The sequence below is a fragment of the Microbacterium sp. AG157 genome (assembly GCF_003385695.1).
Lineage (GTDB): Bacteria > Actinomycetota > Actinomycetes > Actinomycetales > Microbacteriaceae > Microbacterium > Microbacterium testaceum.
Genome location: NZ_QRDK01000004.1, coordinates 354,810 through 376,855, shown reverse-complemented (window position 1 = coordinate 376,855; position 22,046 = coordinate 354,810). Strand labels below are relative to the sequence as shown.

General features: G+C 68.6%; 23 protein-coding genes. 16 read left to right on the top strand and 7 right to left on the bottom strand.

Features of this window, described 5'->3' with window-relative positions:
- Positions 1–44: 44 nt before the first annotated feature.
- From DEU35_RS14610 to DEU35_RS14565, 10 genes are all read left to right on the top strand, one after another.
- The gene (locus DEU35_RS14610; protein WP_103208880.1) at positions 45–2,219 is read left to right on the top strand and encodes an ATP-dependent DNA helicase RecG; all 2,175 of its coding nucleotides are present in this window, start codon (positions 45–47) and stop codon (positions 2,217–2,219) included.
- A 41-nt stretch (positions 2,220–2,260) separates the two neighbouring features.
- On the top strand, positions 2,261–2,758 hold the full coding sequence (gene coaD, locus DEU35_RS14605) for a pantetheine-phosphate adenylyltransferase (RefSeq protein WP_103208883.1): 498 nt from the start codon (positions 2,261–2,263) through the stop codon (positions 2,756–2,758).
- Between the two features lie 230 nt (positions 2,759–2,988).
- Positions 2,989–3,483: a DUF177 domain-containing protein gene (locus DEU35_RS14600; protein ID WP_103208886.1), complete on the top strand. Its 495-nt coding sequence runs from the start codon at positions 2,989–2,991 to the stop codon at positions 3,481–3,483.
- 2 nt (positions 3,484–3,485) lie between these two features.
- A complete protein-coding gene (gene rpmF / locus DEU35_RS14595) occupies positions 3,486–3,695 on the top strand; it encodes a 50S ribosomal protein L32 (RefSeq protein WP_013586329.1) in 210 nt (69 codons plus the stop codon).
- 10 nt (positions 3,696–3,705) lie between these two features.
- Complete coding sequence (gene rnc, locus DEU35_RS14590) at positions 3,706–4,398, top strand: ribonuclease III (RefSeq protein WP_116239926.1); 693 nt, start codon at positions 3,706–3,708, stop codon at positions 4,396–4,398.
- Positions 4,391–5,281 (top strand): bifunctional DNA-formamidopyrimidine glycosylase/DNA-(apurinic or apyrimidinic site) lyase, encoded by an 891-nt coding sequence (mutM, locus tag DEU35_RS14585; RefSeq protein WP_116239925.1) that lies wholly within the window; start codon positions 4,391–4,393, stop codon positions 5,279–5,281. The genes rnc and mutM overlap by 8 nt, the downstream gene beginning before the upstream one ends.
- A 98-nt stretch (positions 5,282–5,379) precedes the next feature.
- Positions 5,380–5,667, top strand: a complete 288-nt coding sequence (locus tag DEU35_RS14580; protein WP_141378302.1) for a hypothetical protein — start codon at positions 5,380–5,382, stop codon at positions 5,665–5,667.
- Positions 5,667–7,487, top strand: coding sequence for an alpha/beta hydrolase (locus DEU35_RS14575; RefSeq protein ID WP_116239923.1), 1,821 nt, complete (start codon positions 5,667–5,669; stop codon positions 7,485–7,487). Before DEU35_RS14580 ends, DEU35_RS14575 begins: the two co-directional genes overlap by 1 nt.
- 2 nt (positions 7,488–7,489) lie before the next feature.
- Positions 7,490–8,014 (top strand): hypothetical protein, encoded by a 525-nt coding sequence (locus DEU35_RS14570; protein ID WP_116239922.1) that lies wholly within the window; start codon positions 7,490–7,492, stop codon positions 8,012–8,014.
- Positions 8,011–8,295 carry a WXG100 family type VII secretion target gene (locus tag DEU35_RS14565; RefSeq protein ID WP_116239921.1) on the top strand — a complete coding sequence of 95 codons (285 nt, stop codon included), beginning with the start codon at positions 8,011–8,013 and terminating at the stop codon, positions 8,293–8,295. Before DEU35_RS14570 ends, DEU35_RS14565 begins: the two co-directional genes overlap by 4 nt.
- 42 nt (positions 8,296–8,337) lie before the next feature.
- On the opposite strand, the gene DEU35_RS14560 is transcribed toward DEU35_RS14565, so the two are convergent.
- A complete protein-coding gene (locus DEU35_RS14560; RefSeq protein WP_103208909.1) occupies positions 8,338–9,417 on the bottom strand; it encodes a GNAT family N-acetyltransferase in 1,080 nt (359 codons plus the stop codon).
- 67 nt (positions 9,418–9,484) lie between these two features.
- Positions 9,485–9,772, bottom strand: a complete 288-nt coding sequence (locus DEU35_RS14555; protein WP_103208911.1) for a hypothetical protein — start codon at positions 9,770–9,772, stop codon at positions 9,485–9,487.
- Between the two features lie 454 nt (positions 9,773–10,226).
- Between DEU35_RS14555 and smc the strand changes: the two genes are divergently transcribed.
- The 4 genes from smc (at position 10,227) to DEU35_RS14535 (ending at position 15,658) form a co-directional block, all read left to right on the top strand.
- Positions 10,227–13,778 carry a chromosome segregation protein SMC gene (gene smc, locus DEU35_RS14550; protein WP_116239920.1) on the top strand — a complete coding sequence of 1,184 codons (3,552 nt, stop codon included), beginning with the start codon at positions 10,227–10,229 and terminating at the stop codon, positions 13,776–13,778.
- 4 nt (positions 13,779–13,782) lie between these two features.
- Positions 13,783–14,655: a signal recognition particle-docking protein FtsY gene (ftsY, locus tag DEU35_RS14545; protein ID WP_103208917.1), complete on the top strand. Its 873-nt coding sequence runs from the start codon at positions 13,783–13,785 to the stop codon at positions 14,653–14,655.
- A 69-nt stretch (positions 14,656–14,724) separates the two neighbouring features.
- Complete coding sequence (locus DEU35_RS14540) at positions 14,725–15,225, top strand: DUF2004 domain-containing protein (RefSeq protein ID WP_103208919.1); 501 nt, start codon at positions 14,725–14,727, stop codon at positions 15,223–15,225.
- 4 nt (positions 15,226–15,229) lie between these two features.
- A complete protein-coding gene (locus DEU35_RS14535; RefSeq protein ID WP_116239919.1) occupies positions 15,230–15,658 on the top strand; it encodes an MSMEG_6728 family protein in 429 nt (142 codons plus the stop codon).
- Position 15,659: 1 nt separating this feature from the next.
- On the opposite strand, the gene DEU35_RS14530 is transcribed toward DEU35_RS14535, so the two are convergent.
- The 4 genes from DEU35_RS14530 to lipB form a co-directional block, all read right to left on the bottom strand.
- Positions 15,660–15,986 carry a hypothetical protein gene (locus DEU35_RS14530; protein WP_056230874.1) on the bottom strand — a complete coding sequence of 109 codons (327 nt, stop codon included), beginning with the start codon at positions 15,984–15,986 and terminating at the stop codon, positions 15,660–15,662.
- Positions 15,983–17,152, bottom strand: coding sequence for an inorganic phosphate transporter (locus DEU35_RS14525; protein ID WP_103209911.1), 1,170 nt, complete (start codon positions 17,150–17,152; stop codon positions 15,983–15,985). The genes DEU35_RS14530 and DEU35_RS14525 overlap by 4 nt, the downstream gene beginning before the upstream one ends.
- Before the next feature lie 127 nt (positions 17,153–17,279).
- Positions 17,280–18,314 carry a lipoyl synthase gene (gene lipA / locus DEU35_RS14520; RefSeq protein ID WP_181904660.1) on the bottom strand — a complete coding sequence of 345 codons (1,035 nt, stop codon included), beginning with the start codon at positions 18,312–18,314 and terminating at the stop codon, positions 17,280–17,282.
- Positions 18,311–18,949, bottom strand: coding sequence for a lipoyl(octanoyl) transferase LipB (gene lipB / locus DEU35_RS14515; protein WP_116239918.1), 639 nt, complete (start codon positions 18,947–18,949; stop codon positions 18,311–18,313). The genes lipA and lipB overlap by 4 nt, the downstream gene beginning before the upstream one ends.
- Positions 18,950–19,013: 64 nt before the next feature.
- Between lipB and DEU35_RS14510 the strand changes: the two genes are divergently transcribed.
- Together DEU35_RS14510 and ffh are read left to right on the top strand one after the other, a co-directional pair.
- Positions 19,014–19,562, top strand: coding sequence for a TetR/AcrR family transcriptional regulator (locus tag DEU35_RS14510; RefSeq protein ID WP_116239917.1), 549 nt, complete (start codon positions 19,014–19,016; stop codon positions 19,560–19,562).
- 167 nt (positions 19,563–19,729) lie between these two features.
- Positions 19,730–21,274 (top strand): signal recognition particle protein, encoded by a 1,545-nt coding sequence (gene ffh / locus DEU35_RS14505; RefSeq protein ID WP_103208932.1) that lies wholly within the window; start codon positions 19,730–19,732, stop codon positions 21,272–21,274.
- 30 nt (positions 21,275–21,304) lie between these two features.
- On the opposite strand, the gene DEU35_RS14500 is transcribed toward ffh, so the two are convergent.
- Complete coding sequence (locus tag DEU35_RS14500) at positions 21,305–22,030, bottom strand: SGNH/GDSL hydrolase family protein (protein ID WP_116239916.1); 726 nt, start codon at positions 22,028–22,030, stop codon at positions 21,305–21,307.
- Positions 22,031–22,046 lie beyond the last annotated feature (16 nt).

Here is a 22,046-nt window from a genome sequence, read left to right as displayed (position 1 = left end):
CGCACGCGAACGGCGATGTCCGAGGGCCTGCCTAGACTCGGAGCATGCCCGGATTCTCGCTCGCGTCGCGCCTGGACGGCGCCATCGGCGGCAAGACCGCGACGGCATTCGAGAAGGCGTTCGGCGTGAAGACGGTGGGCGAGCTGCTCGAGCACTACCCCCGGCGCTATGCCCGTCGGGGTGAGCTCACGCCCATCGATTCCCTCCCGCTCGGGGAGCCGGTCACGATCGTCGCCGAGGTGGTCAGCGCGAACGAGCGTCGCATGCAGAACCGCCGCGGCTCCCTGCTCGAAGTCGTCATCAGCGACGGAGACGGGCGCATGTCGCTGACCTTCTTCAATCAGCCCTGGCGCTTGAAAGACCTCACTCCGGGGCGCCGCGGCATCTTCTCGGGCAAGGTCGGCGAGTACCGCCGCCAGACGCAGCTGACGAACCCCGACTATGAGCTGTTCGACGACATCGCCGAGGCTCGTGCCGAGGCCGAGGTGACGGCGAAGCGGCCCATCCCGATCTATCCCGCGACGAGCTCGATCCCGAGCACGCTCGTGCAGAAGACCATCTCCCTCGTGCTCGACGGACTCGGAGAGGTCGAAGACCCTCTGCCCGACGACCTGCGAGCCCGCCGCGGTCTCCTCCCAGCGCGCGCGGCGCTCGAGCAGATCCATCGCCCCGAGACCGACGACGACATCCCTCCCGCGGTCGCGACCCTGCGCATGCATGAGGCTTTCGTTCTGCAGACAGCCCTGCTCCAGCAGCGGCAGTTCGTGCGGGCTCTGTCGGCGACGAAGCGGCCGGCGGAGGCCGGCGGTCTGCTCGAGCGGTTCGATGCCATCCTTCCGTTCGAATTGACCGCCGACCAGCAGAGCGTGGGAGCTCAGCTCGAGGCCGACCTCGTGGCCGATTGGCCCATGAACCGTCTCGTTCAGGGTGAGGTGGGTTCGGGCAAGACGCTCGTGGCGCTTCGCGCGATGCTGCAGGTCGCCGAGTCCGGCGGGCAGTCCGCCCTCATCGCCCCCACCGAGGTGCTGGCCGGTCAACACTTGCGCTCGATCGCCCGCATGCTCGGCCCCGAGCTCGCGCCCGAGATCATGCCGACGCTGCTCACCGGGCAGATGCCCGCCGCCGAACGACGCAAGGCGGCTCTGCGCGTCGCGTCGGGTCAGGCGCGGATCGTCGTGGGGACCCACGCGCTGCTGAGTGCGAGCACCACCTTCGCGGACCTCGGCTTCGTCGTCGTCGACGAGCAGCACCGATTCGGGGTCGACCAGCGCGAGGCGCTGCGCTCCAAGGGAAGCTCCCCGCACACGCTCGTGCTGACGGCCACTCCGATTCCGCGCACGGTGGCGATGACGGTGTTCGGTGACCTCGACGTCTCGACCATTCGCACCATGCCGGCCGGGCGTGCCGGCATCCAGTCCTTCGTCGCGCCGCTGGCCGAGAAACCCGCGTGGTTCGCCCGTGTGTGGGATCGCGTCGCCGAAGAGGTCGCGTTGGGCCGCCAGGCCTTCGTCGTGTGCGCCGCCATCGACTCCGACCAGCTCACCGCCGACGAGAAGACCGACGAACCCGCCGATGTGCCCGCTGCCGCGGCCGAGGGAGCGCGCACCCGGTGGGGTGTCGTTCAGGTCGAGGCGCTTCTGTCACGGTTGCCCACGTTCGACGGCATCCGCGTGCAGATCCTGCACGGCAAGATGCCCTCCGACGAGAAAGACTCCGTCATGCAGGCCTTCGCGCGCGGCGACATCGACGTGCTGGTCGCCACCACCGTGATCGAGGTCGGCGTCGATGTGCCGAACGCGTCGACCATGGTCATCCTCGAGGCTGACCGCTTCGGCGTCTCGCAGCTGCATCAGCTGCGCGGGCGCGTCGGCCGGGGCGGCCTCCCGGGCCTGTGCCTGCTGGTGACCGAGGCCGCGCCGGGTACGTCGGCGCGCTCTCGCGTCGAAGCCGTGGCTGCGACGCTCGACGGGTTCGCCCTCGCCGAGGTCGACCTCGAGCTGCGCGGAGAGGGAGACGTGCTCGGCGGCGCGCAGTCGGGGGCCCGTTCGTCGCTGCGTCTGTTGCGCGTCGTCACCGACGCCGATCTCATCACCGAGGCCCGCGCCGAGGGTGAGAGGCTTCTCGCCGACGATCCGGCTCTGCTTCGGCATCCCGGCCTCGCCGCAGCACTCGAACGGCGCGTGGGTGTCGAGGAGCGCGCCGCTCTGGCGAAGTCCTGACCGTCGGGTCGTTCCGAGGGTCGCATCGGTAGGCTGGCCGCATGGACCCCCGGATCGCCGTCGTTCCCGGCTCATTCGACCCGCCCACCCTCGGCCACCTCGACGTCATCCGCCGCGCGGCCGGGCTCTTCGACCAGCTGCACGTGCTCGTGGTCCACAACCCGGGCAAAGAGGCGATGCTCCCGATCGCGCAGCGGCAGAGCCTGCTCGAGCGGTCGATCGCCGAGGCCGGCGTCGAGGGCGACGTCATCGTCGCCGCGTGGAGCATGGGCTTGCTCGTCGATTACTGCACCGAGGTGGGGGCGAAGGTGCTGGTGAAGGGCATCCGTTCTCAGGTCGACGTGGCCTACGAGACGCCGATGGCGATCGTGAACCGCGACCTCGCGCACGTCGAGACGGTGTTCCTGCTGCCCGACCCCTCGCACGCGCTCGTCTCGAGCTCGCTCGTACGTCAGGTGGCCGGGCTCGGCGGCGACGTGTCGCCCTACGTCCCGCCCGCCGTCGCGCGCTTCCTCGATACCGGCGCCCGCGGCATCTGACGCGCGCCGTCCCCCCACGCATAAACGCGATCCGCGCTCGGAAACGCGCGCTCCTCGCGTTTGCGAGCGCTGAGAGCGTTTATGCGTGATGTGGGCTCTGCGAGTGCGGCACCGGCGCGTCCGCCCGGCCCTTGCTCAGGGGCGCACGGGTAGCATTGACCACCGTGAGAACTCGCCGACCCGGACCCTTCCAGCTCCCCGTACGCGACATCGAGCGCCACCCGGGCGAGATGCGCGAACACACCCTCGACATCCCGACCCCCGAGAAATGGGGGGAGGGCCTGCTCTCCGTCCCCGAGGCCGAGATGCTCGAACTCGATGTGCGTCTCGAGTCCGTCCACGAGGGGATCCTCGTGTCGGGCACGGTCGACACCAGCGCCACGGGGGTGTGCGGACGCTGCCTCATCGACATCGTCGAGCCTGTCGAAGTCGAGTTCCAGGAACTTTTCGCGTATCCTGGGGACGAAGCGAGTGACTTCGACGTTCAAGACGACCACGTGGATCTTGAAAATCTGGTCCGGGATGCCATTGTCCTGTCGCTTCCGTTCCAGCCGGTGTGTCAGCCGGACTGCCCCGGGCTCGACCCGAACACGGGCGAGAGGCTGACGGAAAGCCCCGGCACCACGGAGCAGGAGCCTGTCGATCCTCGATGGGCTGCGCTCCAGCAGTACACCCCAGACGACGGCGATGCGCTCCGCGCCGCCCCTAAGACAGAGAAGAGCTAGTCATGGCAGGTAACCCCCCGAAGCGGAAGGTCTCCCGCTCGAACACCCGCTCGCGTCGTGCGCAGTGGAAGGCTGAAGCCCCCGCGCTGGTCAAGACCATCGAGAACGGCAAGGTCGTCTACAGCCGTCCCCACCAGGCGAAGGTCGTCACCGACTCGCAGGGCACCGAGCTCTTCCTCGAGTACAAGGGCCGCAAGGTCGCCGACGTCTGATCGGCGATTCGTGACGCGTAACAACGTCGAGCGCACAGCGCTCACCGAGAAGCTCGGGGTCGAGATCGACCCCGAGCTTCTTTCTCTTGCTTTGACGCACCGCTCGTTCGCCTACGAGAACGGCGGCATCCCGCACAACGAGCGTCTCGAGTTCCTCGGCGACTCCGTGCTCGGCCAGGCCGTCACGGTCCGGCTGTTCACACGGCATCCCGACCTCGACGAAGGAAGCCTCGCGAAACGTCGCGCGAGCGTCGTGTCGACGGTGGCGTTGGCCGAGGTCGCGCGCACGATCGGTCTCGGCGACCACGTGCGACTGGGTCGGGGCGAGATCCTCACCGGTGGGCGCGACAAGGATTCGATCCTCGCCGACACCATGGAAGCCCTCATCGGGGCGACGTTCTTGTCGGCCGGCCCCGATGCGGCGACCGGGATGGTGCTTCGCCTGGTCGAACCGCTTCTCGCTGACCCGGAGCGCTACGGCGCGGCGATGGACCCGAAGACGAGCCTGCAAGAGATCGCTGCCCGCCTGGGACTGGCGGCACCCGCGTACGTGGTCGAGGCCACCGGCCCCGACCACGACCGGCGGTTCACCGCCACCGTCACGACGGGCGACGTCGTCACCACGGGCGTCGGCTCGAGCAAGAAGCACGCCGAGATGGCAGCGGCGCTGACCGCGTGGCGCGAGCTCGACGCACGTGCCTGAGCTTCCCGAGGTCGAGGTCGTCCGCGCCGGGCTCGAGCCCGCCGTGTCCGGTGCACTCGTTGCCTCTGTCGACGTGCGCGACGACCGAGCGCTGACCCGGCATACCGGCGGAGCGGCGCACTTCGAGGCGGAGCTGACCGGCCGGCGCATCGCGTCCGCCGTGCGGCGAGGCAAATTCCTCTGGATGCCGATGGCCGACGATGAGGCCATCGTCACCCATCTCGGAATGAGCGGCCAGATGCTCCTGCGTACCCCCGGGGCGCCGGAGGAGCGGCACGAGCGCATCCGCATCGAGTTGGAGCATCCGGTGCACGGGTCGCTTTCGGTCGTCTTCGCCGACCAGCGCACCTTCGGCTCGCTCGCCGTTGACCGGCTCGTCGATACGCCCGATGGAGCCGCGGGCGGTCGCGGCTCGGAGCTCGCCCGCGTGCCGACGCAGGTTGCGCACATCGGTCGAGATCCCCTCGACCCTGCGTTCGATGCCGCGCGATTCCGCGCGCGAGTGGCGCGGACCTCCTCGGGGATCAAGCGCGTGCTGCTGGATCAGACAGTGGCGAGCGGTATCGGCAACATCTACGCCGACGAGTCGCTGTGGGCCGCGCGTATCCACCCCGAGACCGCAGCATCCGATCTCTCGACGCGCGCCGTCAACCGTCTGCTCGGTGAGATCCAGGCGGTGCTCGAAAAGGCCCTCGCTGAGGGCGGGACGAGCTTCGACGCGCAGTACGTGAACGTCAACGGTCAGGCCGGCTACTTCGCCCACTCGCTGAACGCCTATGGGCGCACCGGCCAGCCGTGTCCGCGTTGCGGGCGACCGATCGTGCGGGTGTCGTTCATGAACCGGTCGAGCCACTTCTGCCCGCACTGCCAGAAGCGGCGCTGAAAGGACCGTGGGCCGCGCGCTCCAGAGCGGCTGATTCGTCGGGTGATTTCTGTCGTCGTGCTCGTCGGTAACGTTGCGTAATCGGTACAGTGTTGGCGATGAACGAGTGGTCGGTGGATCCGGAAGGACTGCGTTTCGCGGCTTCGGTCGTCCGGTACGCCGTACAGATCACTGAGCCGGAGACGGCAACGGCGGCGACCGCACGTGTCGGCGATGCTGAGCTCGCCGCGGCCTTGTCGGCGTTCATGCAGGCTCTGACAGGTGGGTGGATGCAGCGGGTGTCCGCGACCGAGGGTGTGTGTCAGACATTGGCGGCCTCGGCGACGTTGTATGAAACAGCCGATGAAGAAGGTGTTCGTGACGTGCGCCAGGCGGATAATTTCTGATGGCGGAACTGGGGCAGACCTCCGATCCGATTTCCTTGGTGCCGGGCTCGGTCGGAGACGTCCAGGCGATCGTCGAGCTGTGCGCCCGGCGCTCGCGTGTCGCACGGCAGGCCGCCGAGACGGTGGGCAGGAAGAAGAACATCGACGATTGGGTGGGGCAGTCCGCCGACGCCTACACCGCCCGCGTGACCCAGGTGGCGACCGCGTGGTCCGACGCGGACGAGGCGCTGGCCCGTGTCGGCGCCGCGATGCGCGCATACGCTTCGGCGTTGGCGGGGGCACAGGCGAGAGCTGCGACCGCGATCGAGGGTTGGGATTATGCGCGGTCCCTTCAACGCACGGAGCAGACGGCCGGTGCGGAGTTGCCGGGCTTCGTCGAGCCGTTCTCCGGCGCGTGGCCCCTCGTGTTCGCCGGGGGCGCCGACACGACTCCGCCGCGCACGAGTGCGGAGGCGTTCGCAACGGCTGACAGCTGGCTTGCCGAGGGGCGGACATGGGTAGCCGATGCGGCACGCACCGCAACCGCGGCTGTGGCTGCTGCGACCGCGGTGCTCCGAGCCGACAGCGGATCCGTGTGGGCGTCGGCGAGCGCAGCCCTCGGAAGCGGGCCGGTGACGCCGGCGACGGCGCTGTCGGTCCTGAAGTCGTTGCGCGGCGACGACCTCACGTCGCTGCTGTCGGCGCGTCCCGACCTTGCCGCTCTTCTCTCGCAGGCGTCGCCCGCCGATGTCGCGAGCTGGTGGTCGGGTCTCGACGGTGGCCAGCAGGAAGCGCTGGTCCACGCTGCCCCCGCCGCCATCGGCAACCTCGGCGGAGTGGCCTACCGCGCGCGTGATGAGGCCAATCGCATCGTGCTCGACCAAGCGATCGCGGATGCCAAGCGCAGCCCCCTCGACAAGTCGGAGCAGATCGCGGCGCTAGAGGCGTTGAAGAAGTCGGCCCAGAGTCACACGTTGGTGTCGGTTGTGCTTGACGAACCTCCGCTCGCGCAGGTCGCCGTCGGCGACCTGGATGCCGCGAGGAATGTGTCGTTCATCGTGCCGGGGATGAACTCGAACGTGGCGGGTGACATGGCGACTTACGTCGATGCTGCGAAGCAACTCCAGTACGCGCAGCGCCGTGCAGGCGGCGGAGAGCTCGGCGACTACGCCGTTATCGCGTGGCTGGGCTACCACCCCCCGACGAACGATATGCCGGTGGACGTGGCATTCAACGGGAAAGCCGAGGCGGGCGCACCCGCCTTATCGAAAGACCTCACGTCGATGGCTGCTGTTCACGAAGCATCGGGCATCCCTGCCTCGGTTTCGGTCATCGCCCACTCTTATGGCACCGATGTCGCGGCACTCGCACTCACCGACGCTCACGCGGACCACGTCGTCCTGCTCGGCTCGGCCGGTGTAGACAATCAAGTAGACAACGTCGCGGACCTGAATGTGCCTCCCGGACAGGTGTTCGCATCTCAAGCCCGTCACGACGGCTGGGCGCCTGTCGGGCAGATCACCTCGTACGTCGTCCTAGACGGACGCGTCGACCCGACAGCGACATCGTTCGGGGCGCGCGAGTTCTCCTCGGAAGCGGGCATCGCCCCCGGCGGCGAGACGCTGCGCGCGGTTGACAAACACGGACCGTTCGGCGATGGCTCGGAGACATTCAGCTACTTCGATGCGAACACGACCGCGCAGTTCAACACGGCGTTGGCAACGACGGGCCGCGGGGTCGAGGTCATCGTCGACCAACCGCTGACAGAATCAGACCTCATCGGGCCGCACCACTCGAGCGGATCGAATGAGTACCCGGTCGGGTGGAACGGCATTCGTTGACTATGAACAGACGCACTTACATCGCAGTCAGCGCGCTGCTCGTCGTCCTGCTCACCGCTTGCTCACCCGGTGGCGACCAGAACTCGAAGGGACCCGACGTGACCCCAGAAGATGTCAAGGCGCAGATCCTCGATCTCTACGAGGCGAGCGCAGCCGCGGTCGCGGCTGAGGGCTGGAAAGTAGATGACGCCTCGTGGCTAGCTTGCGCCGACGACTCCGCGGGACCGCGTGTGAAGTTGTCGTTTGCCGCGTCCCGCTCCGAGCCATTGCCGAGCGCTGCCGCTGATCTCATAGCAAACGCGCAGAAAGTGTGGCAGGAGCGAGGACACGACGTGACGGTCGAGCGCGACACGAACCTGACTCCGCCACGGTGGATTCTTTCTGATCCGCCTTACCTCACGGGCACCGAACCGGATGGCAGCTACTATCTGCTGGACGTCAGCGATCGCGCTGTCTACTTCCAGGCCACCAGCGCCTGCGTACCCGGCGACATCTTCGAACTCACCAGCCCCACGCCGACCCCATGACCCTCAGGTTCGATCCCCAGCGGCACGCGGAGACGATCGCCGCTTTGCGACGGGTGATCGCTGGCATCCAGGATCAGCTGGACGGCCTCGATCGGGAGGTCACCGTACTGCGTGGGCAGTGGTCGGGTGCCGCGAAGGCGGCGTACGAGCGTACTCACCGAGAATGGGCGGACTCCATCGGTCGCTTGCATTCCGCGCTGGGTGATGCGACGGGAGCGGCGCAGCACGCCGGTGACCGTCTCACCCAGACCGAGTCAGATGTGACCGCACTGTGGTCATGACGCGAGAGGGGGACGGGACGCTAAACCCGTCCCCCTCTCGGGTCACAGCACCTTCTTCCACACTCCCTCGTACGAGATCGGGGCGAAGCCGATGGCTTCGTTGATCGAGAGCATGGGGCGGTTCTCTTCGGCGTTGTAGGTCAGCACGCGGGGTGACTCCGGTGCGACGTCGTGCCACGCGAGGAGTCCCGCGCACTTCACGAGCATGCCGAGCCGGTGGCCGCGGTGGGCCGCGACGACGAGGGTGTCCTCCTGGCTGGTGGCAGCGGTGCGGTCCTTGCCGATGACGAGTTCATTGAAGGCCGCAAGCTCACCGGTGTCGACGTGCTGGGCGGCGGTGACGAGCATGTGCCGTCCGGCGTCGATGTAGCCGGCTTCGTAGCGGCGCACCCGACCGGCATCCCACACCTCCTCGTCGAACTCGAGGTCCGCCGAGGGGGCGTCGGTCACCATACGCGACTTCATCCACGCGAACGCATCGACGAACTCGTCGGGCGTGGGCAGAGTCCACTGCACGATCCGGTAGCCCGAGGCCGCCTGTTCGGCGTCCGCGAGGAGTTGATCAAGACGTGGTCGTGCCCCGGCGAGATCGAGCGAGCTGACGCGCACGATCTGTTCGAGCGAGAAGCCGGATGCCAGGAGGAACCGCGCCGCGTGATCCCGCGGGATCGAGCCGAATCCCGTCGGCGCGTCGAGGCGCGGTCCGTCCGCGGCGGGATGCTCGGCCCACGACTGCAGGACGGTACGTCCGTGCTCGCGCGCCGTGTTCTCGATGAGCGCATAGGCGGCGCGTCCGATGCCGTGGCCCCACGCGGAGCGGCGCAGTTCGATGAGCCAGAATCCGGTGCGGGCGCCTTCTTCCTGCGGGAAGTCGAGGCCCACCCGCCCGACGACCTCGCCGTGGAAGACGGCGATCCACGCGTACCGCTTCATCTCGGGCTGGGGTTGGTACAGGGGGAGGAGCTCGTCGGCGGGCATGAACGAATCGTCGTGCCCCGAGATCTCGGCGTAGACCAGGTTGCGGAGGCGGACCATCTCGCGGAAGTCCGCGGCATCCGGATCGTCGATGCGGGCGGGGATGTGAAGCGGGCGCAGCTCGAGGCCGGCGGGGAAGGAAGTCATTCGAAGGTCTTTCGTCGGATGAGACGGGGAAGGGGTGGGGCCGGCCGAGAGGCCGACCCCACCGGGATCAGAACGGCGGGCGGCTGAATGCTGCGGTGCTCTGCCAGGCCCGCTCGCGGCGGTCCCGCTCGGCGGCCGCGTCGCGAGCTCGCAGGGCTTCGACCGCGCGGTGGTCGAGGGCGCGAGCCCGGTTGGCATGGCGGTTCAGCAGCCACAGCCCCAGGCGCAGCGACAGCCGGTCGAAGAGGCCGAGAGGTCGGTACGCCGTCGTGTCGAACGTGACCGTGGAGGGAGTGGGAGGGGTGGAAGGCGCGGCCGAGGAGTGCTGCGGCGCGCGCGTGAACAGGGCGTTCATGCGGAAGCTCCGTAAAGAAGATCTGGCGAGGAGGAATCGCGTCGAGCAGATAGCTCACGCGGGGGCGGACGCAGAGGGTCCGGGTGGCCGACGTCGAGGAGACGGGCTCACGGGAAGCGGAGACGACAAGGCGTCTCGACGCGGCGAACTAGCCCTGACGAGGGGGCATGCCGACGGCGGTGGTCACTCCCGTGGCGTATGCGGAGAGCACGGGGACGGCGTTGAAGCCAATGGCGGTGAAGCCAGTCGTGGTGCGAATCATGGAAGTAACCTCCTTTCGACGTCGGTTGCGACCTCAGACGCTAGCGAAGGCTGTCAGCGAATGTCAAGCTCCCGCTCAGATTGGGGCGGGTGCCGGGCGCGTCGAACCGCGCCCACCGGCCCGCCGCCGCGGAATCCTGCGGTTTCTCGGATACCGTGAACACGCGGGTCGATCGAGCGGAGGGCGGGTGACATGCACCTAAAGAGCGTGACGCTCAAGGGCTTCAAGTCCTTCGCGCAGTCGACCACCTTCGCCCTCGAGCCGGGCGTGACATGCATCGTCGGACCGAACGGGTCGGGCAAGTCCAATGTCGTCGACGCCCTGGCCTGGGTGATGGGGGAGCAGGGGGCGAAGACCCTTCGCGGCGGCAAGATGGAGGACGTCATCTTCGCCGGCACCTCGACGCGGGGACCCCTGGGGCGCGCCGAGGTCCAGCTGACGATCGACAACGCCGATGGTGCTCTGCCGATCGACTACAGCGAGGTGACGATCAGTCGCACGCTGTTCCGCACCGGCGCGAGCGAGTACGCCATCAATGGGCAGACGTGCCGCCTTCTCGACGTGCAGGAGCTGCTGAGCGATTCGGGCCTCGGGCGTGAGATGCACGTGATCATCGGGCAGGGCCGCCTCGACACCGTGCTCCAGGCATCGGCGGAGGACCGTCGCGGGTTCATCGAGGAAGCCGCAGGAATCCTCAAGCATCGCCGACGCAAAGAGAAGACCGTCCGCAAGCTCGAGGCGATGGAGACGAACCTCACTCGCTTGAGCGATCTCGCCGGCGAACTGCGCCGGCAGCTCAAGCCGCTGGGCAAGCAGGCCGAGATCGCCCGAGAGGCAGCGACGATCGCCGCGGTGGTCCGGGACGCGAAAGCGCGCCTCTACGCCGATGAGCTCGTCCGTCTGCGCGCGGAACTCGTTGACGCCGCTCGAGCCGAGAGTGAGCGCCACACCGAGCGGCTGGGCCTGCAGGAGCAGTCGGAGGGGCTGCGCGGCCGGGTGGAGCGCCTCGAGAAGGATCAGCGCTCGGACGCCGTCGACCGCGCGCGCGGTGTCGCCTTCGCGCTCGAGCAGGTGCAGGAGCGACTGCGAGGGCTCTACACACTGGCCGGCCAGCGCCTGACGCTTCTCGGCGACGACGAGACGGACGGGTCGGGCTTCGCCCCGACGGTGACACAGTCGATGATCGACGACGTCCGCGCCGAGATCGACGACATCGCCGCGGGTCTCGGCGAGGCTCAGGATGCCGCGGCAGAGGCGTCCCGAGCGGTGGCGCGTGCCCGCGCCGACCTCGACGCGCTCGACGTCGACATCGCTGCGCAGAGCGCGCTGGTGTCGGAACACGACATGAAGATCACGAGTCTGCGGGGAGCGGCGGATGCGGCGAGCTCGGCTCTTGCCGCCGTGCGCGCCGGTGTCGACCGGCAGCAGCGGGCGCTCGACGCCGCGCTGATCCGACGGGCGGAAGCCGAGCAAGCCGTCGCCGAGCTGGATCCCGACGTGGTCCCCGAGGCCTCGACGGCCGAGCACGCGGCCGCCTACGAGCGAGCTCAACGCGACGCCAACGACGTCGAGGCGCGCGTGTCTGGCCTGCGCGAACGCTTGCACGCCGCCGAGCGCGAGCGCGACGCGCTCACCGCGCAGACCACGGCTCTCGGCCGCGCGCTGGACGTCCGCAACGCGGCCGCCGATCTGATCTCGGCCGGGGGTTCCGGCATCCGGGGTCTCGTCGGCGACGATCTGAAGGTCAGGGCCGGATACGAAGCGGCGGTGGCCGCGGTGCTCGGCACCCTCGCGGAAGGGTTGCTCGTCGACGACGCGGAAGCGGCGTTCACCGCGGCCCGCACGGCCGCCGAGGCCGATCTGGGTCTGGTCGAGATCGCTCTGGCCGACGCCCCCGGGCCGGGGGAGTCCCCGCCCGCTCTCGACGGTGCGGTGCTCGCAGCGGATGTCGTCACGGCCTCGCCCGGGGTGCTCGGCATCCTGGCTCGCGTCCTCATCGTCGACGACCTCGACGCCGCGAGATCGGCGCAGTCGAGTCTGTCGGACGGGCTCACGGTCGTCACTCGCGCGGGCGAGGTCGTGACCGCACGGACCGTTCGCGCCGGCTCGGGCTCGGGCCGGTCGCGCCTCGAACTCGCCGCCGAGCGCGACGCCGCCGTGGAACGGCTCGACGAGGTCGTCGTGATCGTGGATTCGCTGAGAGAAGCCCTCGCCGACGAACAGCGTCTGCAGGTCGATGCGCGCCAGCGCACGAAAGACGCTCTTTCGACCCTTCGCGCGCATGACGCAGCCCTGGCCGCCCACGCGGAGAAGGTCAACCGCGTGACCGTACGCCATGAAGCCGCGGTCGCCGAGTGCGACCGGCTTGTCGCCGGGCTCGCGCAGACCGAGAGCGCGGTCGCCGAGGCGGAGGACGCGGCACGTCGGGCCGACGACGCGCTGGCCCGGGCCCTCGACGCGCCACGCCCGCTCCTCGACGCCTCAGCGCGCGAAGGAATGGCGGCAGAGGTCGACGCCGCGCGCGAGACCGAGATGCGCGCCCGCCTCGACATCGAGACGCTGAAAGAACGCGTCCGTGCGGGTGAGGCGCGCGTCGTGCAACTCGAGCAGCAGCGGGATCGCGAGCGCACCGCGGCCGCCGAGGCGGCCCGCCGTGCTGTGCTTCGCCGCGCACAGCGTGAGATCGCGGCTGAGGTCGCGGGCCAGCTCCCGACCCTGCTCGACTCGGTCGATCGGTCGGTCAGTCAGGCGCGCGTCGAGCTGGCGGCCGCGGAGTCCGCCCGCACGGCGATCACGGAGGAGCTCTCTCGTGCTCGAGCCGACGAGTCCCTGGTCCGGGAGCGTCTGGCACGGTTGACCGAGAGCGTCCACGGGCTCGAGCTGCAGATGCATGAGAAGAAGCTCCACGTGACCGGACTTCTCGAGCGTGCTCAGTCCGAGCTCGCATTGGACGAGCACATTCTCGTTTCGGAATACGGCCCCGACCAGCCGATCCCCACCGAGAACGCGGAGGAGGGCGTGCCCTTCGAGCGCGCCGCTCAGAAGCGTCGGCTCCAGGATGCCGAGCGCAAGCTGTCGCAACTCGGTCGCGTGAACCCGCTGGCCCTCGAGGAGTTCGCCGCACTGGAACAGCGACATGCTTTCCTCACCGAGCAGCTCGCCGATCTGCAGCAGACGCGTGCCGATCTTCAGACGATCATCGCCGACCTCGACGAGCGCATGCAGACGATCTTCGTTGCCGCCTTCGAGGACACGCGTGCGGCTTTCACCGAGATCTTCCCGATTCTCTTCCCGGGTGGGGCGGGCAGCATCTCGCTCACGGATCCCGACAACCCGCTGACCACCGGCATCGAGGTCTCGGTGCGCCCGGTCGGCAAGAAAATCGAGCGACTGTCGCTCCTGTCGGGCGGCGAGCGGTCGCTGGCGGCGGTGGCGTTCCTCACCTCGATCTTCACGGCCCGTCCCAGCCCGTTCTACATCCTCGACGAGGTGGAGGCGGCGCTCGACGACGCGAACCTGGGGCGCCTGCTCGGCGTCTTCGAGAAGCTCCGAGCGAGCAGTCAGCTCATCGTCATCACACACCAGAAGCGCACGATGGAGATCGCCGACGCGCTCTATGGAGTGTCCATGCGTCAAGACGGTGTGTCGGCTGTGGTGGGTCAGAGGGTCGGCGATCGAGCGACGGTGCGTGCGTCGCGAGCGCCGGCCGAGAAGGCCCCCGACGAGGCCGCCCCCGTAAGCTGAAGCAATGGCTGAGAACTCCTGGTCGCTGGGCCGCGCTCTTCGCGGACTGTTCGTCAAACCCACGATCGACGAGACCACGTGGGACGACCTCGAGACGGCCCTGTTGACCGCCGATTTCGGTCCCGACGTCACCGAGCGTCTGGTCGACGAACTCCGTGAGAAGGTCGAGCGCTTTCGTACGACCGACCCGCGTGATCTGCAGCGCATGCTCAAAGAAACCCTCGAGGAGCACTTCGCCAAGTTCGACACGACGCTGCGCCTCACCGAGCGTCCGGCGGTCGTGCTCGTCGTCGGGGTGAACGGTGTGGGCAAGACCACGACCATCGGAAAGTTCGCGAAGTTCCTGCAGCGCTACGGTCGCACCGTCACGGTCGGGGCGGCCGATACCTTCCGGGCCGCGGCGGTCGACCAGCTCGCGACCTGGGCCGAGCGTGGGGGAGCGACGATCGTGCGCCCCCAGCACGAGGGCCAGGATCCGGCATCCGTGGCCTTCCAGACCGTCGCCCACGCGAAAGAGACCGGTACCGAGATCGTGCTCGTGGACACGGCGGGTCGACTTCATACCAAGGGCGGGCTCATGGACGAGCTCGGCAAGATCAAGCGCGTCATCGAGAAGCAGGCGCCGATCTCCGAGGTCCTCCTCGTGCTGGATGCCACCACCGGCCAGAACGGCCTCATGCAGGCGCAGGCGTTCCTCGACAGCGCCGGGGTGACGGGCCTCGTGCTCACGAAGCTCGACGGTTCCGCGAAGGGCGGGTTCGTGCTGGCGGTCCAGGAGCGCACCGGCATCCCGGTGAAGCTCCTCGGTCAGGGCGAAGGCATCAACGACCTCACGGGCTTCACCCCGCACGTGTTCGCCGCCTCGCTCGTCGATTGACTTCTCTCGCACGCATCGACCCGGGCGGGTCGTCTTCCCGAACACCGGGCGGAATGCTTACATGGAGTCATGGCCATCGAGCACGACTTCTTCGGACTCCTCGAGTCGGGCCCCGACGGGTCGATCTTCTGGAGTGAGAACGTCGAGTTCGGCGATCAGAGCGTCACGGTCGATCTGACGGCTCCCGACCAGGACGACGTGTCGGCCGAGGCCCTGGACGTGGCGGCATCCATGGTCTCGTCGCTCGAGGCCATCGACCTCGCCGCGCGGAACGCGATGGTGAACGAGCTCGACTCGCGCACGAGTGAGGTGACCGAGTACATCCTGCAGCAGCAGGCCACCCTGGGCGAGGAGCTCGAAGACCTGCTGACGGATGTCTCGGGCGACACGCACATCGACGTCATCAAGGCGCTGCAGCTGATGAGCATGACGATCCTCGCCGACGAACACGGGGGAGCCGACCCCTTCGCCGTCCTCGAGTATGCGCTGGACCCCGACGCGACCGACGACGTACTCCTGGTGAACCTCGCCTCGGACGGCAGCGTCCAGTCGGTCACTAGCGCCGACTGAGCGCGTGCAAACCTTTCTGCCGTACCCCTCGTTCACGGCATCCGCCGCCGCTCTCGACCTCAAGCGCTTGGGCAAGCAGCGCGTCGAGACGTTCCAGCTGTTGCGCGCGTTGACCGTGCCCGACCATGGCTGGCGTCATCATCCGGCGGCGCAGATGTGGGACGGACATCTGCCGGCGCTCGTGTCGTACGGCCTCGTCGTGACGGACGAGTGGATCGCCCAGGGCCGGGCCGACACCGTCCGAGAGAAGATCCGCGTCTTCGCGCCCGAGGTCGACGGCCTCACGCAGAACGAGCTCGACCTCCCGCCCTGGATCGGAGACGAGGCGTTCCACCTCGCCCACCGCTCCAACCTCGTGCGCAAGGACCCCGAGTTCTACATCCCCCGTTTCGGGGACGTCCCCGACGACCTGCCGTACGTCTGGCCGGTCTGATTCACTTTCCGTGGAAAAGCGGGATCACCAGGTAGATCCCGTAGACCACCGCGGCGGCGACGCCGGCGAAGCAGACGAGACCGGCCATGGTGGCGGGCAGCGGTCGCGGCGTCTCGCGCGGCGCGACCACCGCGGTCGGTCCTTCGGGGTCGTCTCCATCCGGCACTCGAACGTCGGGGGCGCCGACGGCGAAGAATCGGATGCCGAGGGCGTACAGCCCCACGATGATGAGGGTGGCGGCCAGGCCCACCACGAAGACGAGCAGAATCGACCCTGCTTCGGTGCCGAGCCAGCCCGAGGCGCCGGCGCTTTCAAGGGGAGTGATCACGCGCGTTCTCCTTCGGTCTGGCGCTGGCCGATGCGATCGGCATCCACCGCCTCATCGTTGACGTTCTCGGCCGACACCGGGCGGCGGCGGGCGAGCAGGAACAGGCCCACGCAGACGGCCAGGCCGCCCACCAGCACGACCACGAGGCCGGCGATGCCCGACGAGGCCGCCCATGCGGCGCCTCCGCCGACGACGGCGGCCGCGGGCAGCGTGACGACCCACGCGAAGGCGATCCGGGTGACGACGTTCCAGTGCACCGACGCGAGGCGCTTGCCGAGCCCCGAGCCGATCACGGCGCCGGAGGTCACCTGCGTGGTCGAGAGCGGGAAGCCGAGGGTCGACGAGATGAGGATGGTCGAGGCGGCGCTGGTCTCGGCGGCGAAGCCCTGCGGAGGTTTCACGTCGGTGATGCGCTTGCCGACCGTGCGCATGATGCGCCAGCCGCCCAGGTAGGTGCCGAGGGCGATCGCGAGCCCCGCGGACAGGATGACCCACAGCTGCGGGCCGGTGCCCGCCTCTTGGAAGCCGGCGACGATGAGGGTCAGCGTGATGACGCCCATCGTCTTCTGGGCGTCGTTGGTGCCGTGCGCGAGCGAGACGAGCGAGGCCGAGACCGTCTGGCCGTGACGGAAGGCGGTGGACGATCCGGCGACGGTCGCCATCTTCGTCACGCGGTACACGAGATAGGTCGCGGCGAGGGCCACGATCCCGGCGATGAAGGGCGAGAGCAGAGCGGGCAGGACGATCTTCGACAGCACCCCTCCCCACTCGACGGCCTGAAAGCCGACGCCGATGACGGCCGCCCCGATCAGTCCGCCGAAAAGCGCGTGGGTGGAGCTGGAGGGCAGCCCGAGCCACCAGGTCAGCAGGTTCCACACCACGGCGCCCATGAGCCCCGCGAAGATCATCGGCGCGGTGATCTGCGGAAGCCCCTGGTCGTTCTGGGCGAGAATCCCCTCCGACACCGTCTTGGCCACCGCGGTCGACAGGAACGCGCCGACGAGGTTGAGGATCGCGGAGATGAGCACCGCGACTTTGGGTTTCAGCGCGCCCGTGGCCACTGACGTCGCCATGGCGTTGGCGGTGTCGTGAAAGCCGTTGGTGAAGTCGAAGAAGATCGAGAGGGCGACGACGAGAAGGACGGGGACGAGGACGGTGAGATCCACCGCGACTCCGATCGAGAAGTGATACCGGAAGCGGGTCGGTTGGCCCGGCGACACGGTAGACCTCGGCGGTGAACGAAGTGTTCCCTATCCCGTGGGAGCGGAGAGGTCTACTCTCCGCTCTGCGCGCTCACACCGCCTGCGCGAAGCCCGCGTCGGCGGACGCGATGTCCTTCGCGAGGTGCGCGAGGTGCGGCGGAATCTCGCGGCCCTTGGACACCATCGACTGCGCCCACAGGCGTCCGGCGCGGTATGACGACCGCACCAGGGGCCCGGCGAGCACGCCGAGGAAGCCGATGCGCTCGGCCTCTTCCTTGAACTCCACGAACTCGGCCGGCTTCACCCAGCGCTGCACGGGGAGGTGGCGCGGGGTGGGGCGCAGGTACTGCGTGATCGTGATGATGTCGGTGCCCGCAGCGTGCAGGTCTTCGAGGGCCTGGACGACCTCTTCGGGCTCTTCGCCCATGCCGAGGATGAGGTTGGACTTGGTGATGAGCCCCGCCTCTCGCGCGGCGGTGAGCACGCCGAGGGAGCGTTCGTAGCGGAACGCCGGGCGAATGCGCTTGAAGATGCGGGGGACGGTCTCGACGTTGTGCGCGAAGACCTCGGGTCGCGACGAGAAGACCTCTTCGAGGTGTGCCGGGTTACCCGAGAAGTCGGTCGCGAGGATCTCGACCCCGGTACCCGGGTTGTCGGCGTGGATGCGGCGCACGGTCTCGGCGTGCAGCCACGCGCCCTCGTCGGGCAGGTCGTCGCGTGCGACGCCCGTGACGGTGGCGTAGCGCAGCTGCATCCGCGTGACGCTCTCGGCCACGCGGCGCGGCTCGTCGCGGTCGTAGTCGGCGGGCTTGCCGGTGTCAATCTGGCAGAAGTCGCACCGACGCGTGCACTGCGAGCCGCCGATGAGGAAGGTCGCCTCGCGGTCCTCCCAGCACTCGAAGATGTTCGGGCAGCCCGCCTCCTGGCAGACCGTGTGGAGTTCCTCGGTCTTGACGAGGTTCTGCAGGGCGGTGTACTCCGGGCCCATCTTGGCCTTGGTCTTGATCCACTCGGGCTTGCGCTCGATCGGCGTCTCCGCGTTGCGCACCTCGAGTCGCAGGAGCTTCCGACCGTTCGGAGCGGTGGATGCCGGTGCCCCGGCGTTGCCGGTCCCGCAGGCGGTCACGCGGCGACCGCCGCGTACTCGGCGCGGAACACGCGCTCGACTGCCGGGACGAGGTCGGCGGGGGAGATGTCGGCGCCGAGCACCTCGCTGATCGTGGTCACCCCGGCATCCGTGATCCCGCAGGGGACGATGTGCCGGAAACCGGCGAGGGTGTTGTCGCAGTTGACGGCGAAGCCGTGCATGGTCACTCCTTTTTCGACGCGGACCCCGATCGCCGCGACTTTGTCGACGCCGAGCGGACGGCGCACCCACACGCCGCTGCGTCCTTCGACGCGGAAGCCGTCGACACCCAGCGTGCCGAGGGTGGTGATGAGAAGGGTTTCGAGGCGGCGAACGTGGGCGACGACGTCGAGCGGTTCGGGAAGGCGCACGATCGGATAACCCACGAGTTGACCGGGCCCGTGCCAGGTGATCTTGCCGCCGCGATCCACGTCGACCACCGGTGTGCCGTCGTCGGGGCGCTCGTGCGCCTCGGTGCGCTTGCCGGCCGTGTAGACGGCCTCGTGCTCGAGCAGCAGCAGGGTGTCTGCGCGGGCGCCCGACACGACGTCGGCGTGCACGCGTCGCTGATGCGCCCACCCGTCGAGGTAGGGGACGTAGTGCGGGGCCAGGCCCATGTGATGGATGTCGATCATCGACCGCCTCCAATGTTGGATGGCGTCCAACAATACACATGAGGGCGAACCGTAGGCTGGGGCCGTGACCCCCGAATCTCGAAGCGGACGACCGCGCGCCTCGTCGCGCGAAGTGCTCTCGGAAGCAGCGTGCGAGCTTTTCCTCGAGCAGGGGTACGACGCTACGAGCGTGTCCGACATCACCCGCCGCGCGGGTGTCAGTCGCTCGAGCTTCTTCAACTACTTCTCGGCGAAGAGCGACGTCCTGTGGTCCGGGTTCGACGAGCAGGCGGATGCCGCGGTCGCGCGGCTGCGCGAGGGACAGGCCGTCGATGAGTGCCTCGCGGGCATCGGTGCGGGTCTCGCCCCCGACGCTCTCGCTCTGGCGATCACGAACGCGGAGGCGATGGGTATCGCGGCCGAGCTGGATCGCGATCGTGCGGTTCGCCAGTTCCGTCTCCAGCGGGATCTGGCGTTGCGGTTCGGGCGCGACGGCGAACCGGAGCTGGTGGCTCAGGTCCGTGCGGGCGCCCTCTCGGCCGCGGTGCTGGCCGCGGTCTGGGCATGGGCCGACCGCACCGCGACGGGGCGCCCGCTCGCTGAGGTGCTCGAAGCCGCGCTCGCCCTGGCGTGACGCAGGTGGGGCGGGTCGTCTCGCCTCCTGATGGGTGCGAGCGACCTGGCATCCGGTCGATTCCGGCGAAGATCACGCGGATCACGGAGGTCGCGCGCGCGCCGGGTGGCCGTGCACCGACGACGAGGGCGGCGAACGACCCCCGCCCCGCGTAAACTCGATTCATCATGGCGACTTTCGGCACCCTCTCCGACCGGCTCACAGAGACCTTCCGCAATCTCCGGAAGAAGGGCCAGCTCACGCCCGCCGACGTCGACGGGACGGTGCGCGAGATCCGCCGTGCCCTTCTCGACGCCGACGTCGCCCTGCCCGTGGTCAAGGAGTTCACGGCTGCCGTGCGCGAGCGTGCGCTCGGCGACGAGGTCAACCGTGCGCTCAACCCGGCGCAGCAGGTCGTGCAGATCGTCAACGACGAGCTCATCGGAATCCTGGGCGGACAGCAGCGTCGTCTGGAGTTCGCGAAGAACCCGCCGACGGTCATCATGCTCGCCGGCCTCCAGGGGTCGGGTAAGACCACTTTCGCCGGCAAGCTCGCCAAGATGCTCGAGAAGGACGGACACACGCCGCTCCTGGTCGCGTGCGACCTCCAGCGCCCGAACGCCGTCAACCAGCTCCAGGTCGTCGCCGAGCGCGCCGGTGCCACCATCTACGCGCCGGAGCCGGGCAATGGCGTCGGCGACCCGGTCAAGGTCGCCCGTGACGGCGTCGCGTACGCCACGCGTCAGCAGCACGACATCGTCATCATCGACACCGCCGGCCGTCTGGGTGTCGACGCCGAGCTGATGAAGCAGGCCGCCGACATCCGTCACGCGACGAACCCCGACGAGGTGCTGTTCGTCATCGACGCGATGATCGGTCAGGATGCCGTGAACACGGCCAAGGCGTTCCAGGACGGTGTCGATTTCACCGGCGTGGTGCTGTCGAAGCTCGACGGCGATGCCCGCGGAGGTGCGGCGCTCTCGGTCGCCTCGGTGACCGGACGCCCCATCATCTTCGCCTCGACAGGTGAAGGCCTCGACGACGTCGAGCCCTTCTACCCCGACCGCATGGCATCCCGCATTCTCGACCTCGGCGACATCCTGACCCTGATCGAGCAGGCGCAGTCGGCTTTCGACGAGGCCGAGGCGATGAAGGTCGCCGAGAAGCTCGCGACGGAGACCTTCACTCTTGAGGACTTCCTCGAGCAGATGCAGCAGATGAAGAAGATGGGCTCCATGAAGAAGATGCTCGGGATGCTCCCGGGCATGGGAAACATGAAGCAACAGCTCGAGAACTTCGACGAGCGCGAGATCGACCGCACCGAGGCCATCATCCGCTCGATGACGGTCGCCGAGCGTCGGAACCCCAAGCTGCTGAACGGCTCCCGTCGTCTGCGTATCGCGCGCGGTTCGGGCATGACCGTCACCGACGTCAACCAGCTCGTGCAGCGCTTCGAGCAGGCCGCGAAGATGATGAAGACCGTCGCTCGCGGAGGTGTGCCCAACATCCCCGGCATGGGGCCCGTCGGTGGCAAGCCCGGTGCGTCGTCGAAGCGCGGCAAGCAGCAGAAGGCGAAGGGCTCGCGCTCGGGCAACCCGGCCAAGCGGGCGGCCGAGAACGCCGGCATCGCGGCTTCCGCTCCGGCCACGGGTTCGGGCTTCGGCCTGGGCGGTCAGGCGGCGCCGAGCGAGGCCGACCTCGCCGAACTGCAGAAGATGCTCGGTCGCGGCTGACCCGTCTTCCGGGGTGCACCGGTTGCGATGTCAGGGCAGGACGTCGGCGTCCTGCAGAGCCGACATGACCGTCTGTTCGATCGCGCGCTGACCCCGCGGAGTGGGGTGGACGTCGTCTTCCTGCATCCACTCGGGATGGCCCGCGAGCGGCTGACCGACGTCGATGAACGACCCTCCGACTTTCTCGACGGCGTTCTTCAGCGCGTCGGAGGTGACTTTGGTGTCGCCGGGAACATCGGGGTCGTCGTTCCAAATGGTGCTCAGGCCGATGATCCGCGCGTCGGGGGCGGCTGAGCGCAACTGGTCCACCGTGTCCTCGGTGTCGGCGCGGATCTCGTCCTCGTCCTCCCAGAAGTCGTTACTCGACGACTCCACGATGAGCAGCTGAGGTTGCAGGGCCGCGACCGCGGGAACGAGCCCGGCGTAGGTCGTGCCGCAATCTCCTTGGACGACGAAGCCCATGCCCGGACAGGCGAGGTTCGTCAGCCAGAGGTGCGCACGTCCAGCGAGCAGCGTCGGCCACGCCTGCTGCGGCTCCAGGCCGAAGCCGGACATGAGCGAGTCTCCGAGGGTCACCACGCGCAGCGGTGTCCCAGGGCTGGGTGAAGGCGACGGTGTGGCCTCGAGAACGGGAGCCGCGAAGGTGGGCACGGTTGCGGGCGGTGAGGGATCGGACGCGCACCCGGCGACCATCGCGATGACGCCCGCGGAGAGCGCGACCATCGAGGCCCCCCTGATACGGCGTCCGAACGTCATGACGCGATCCTAAGAT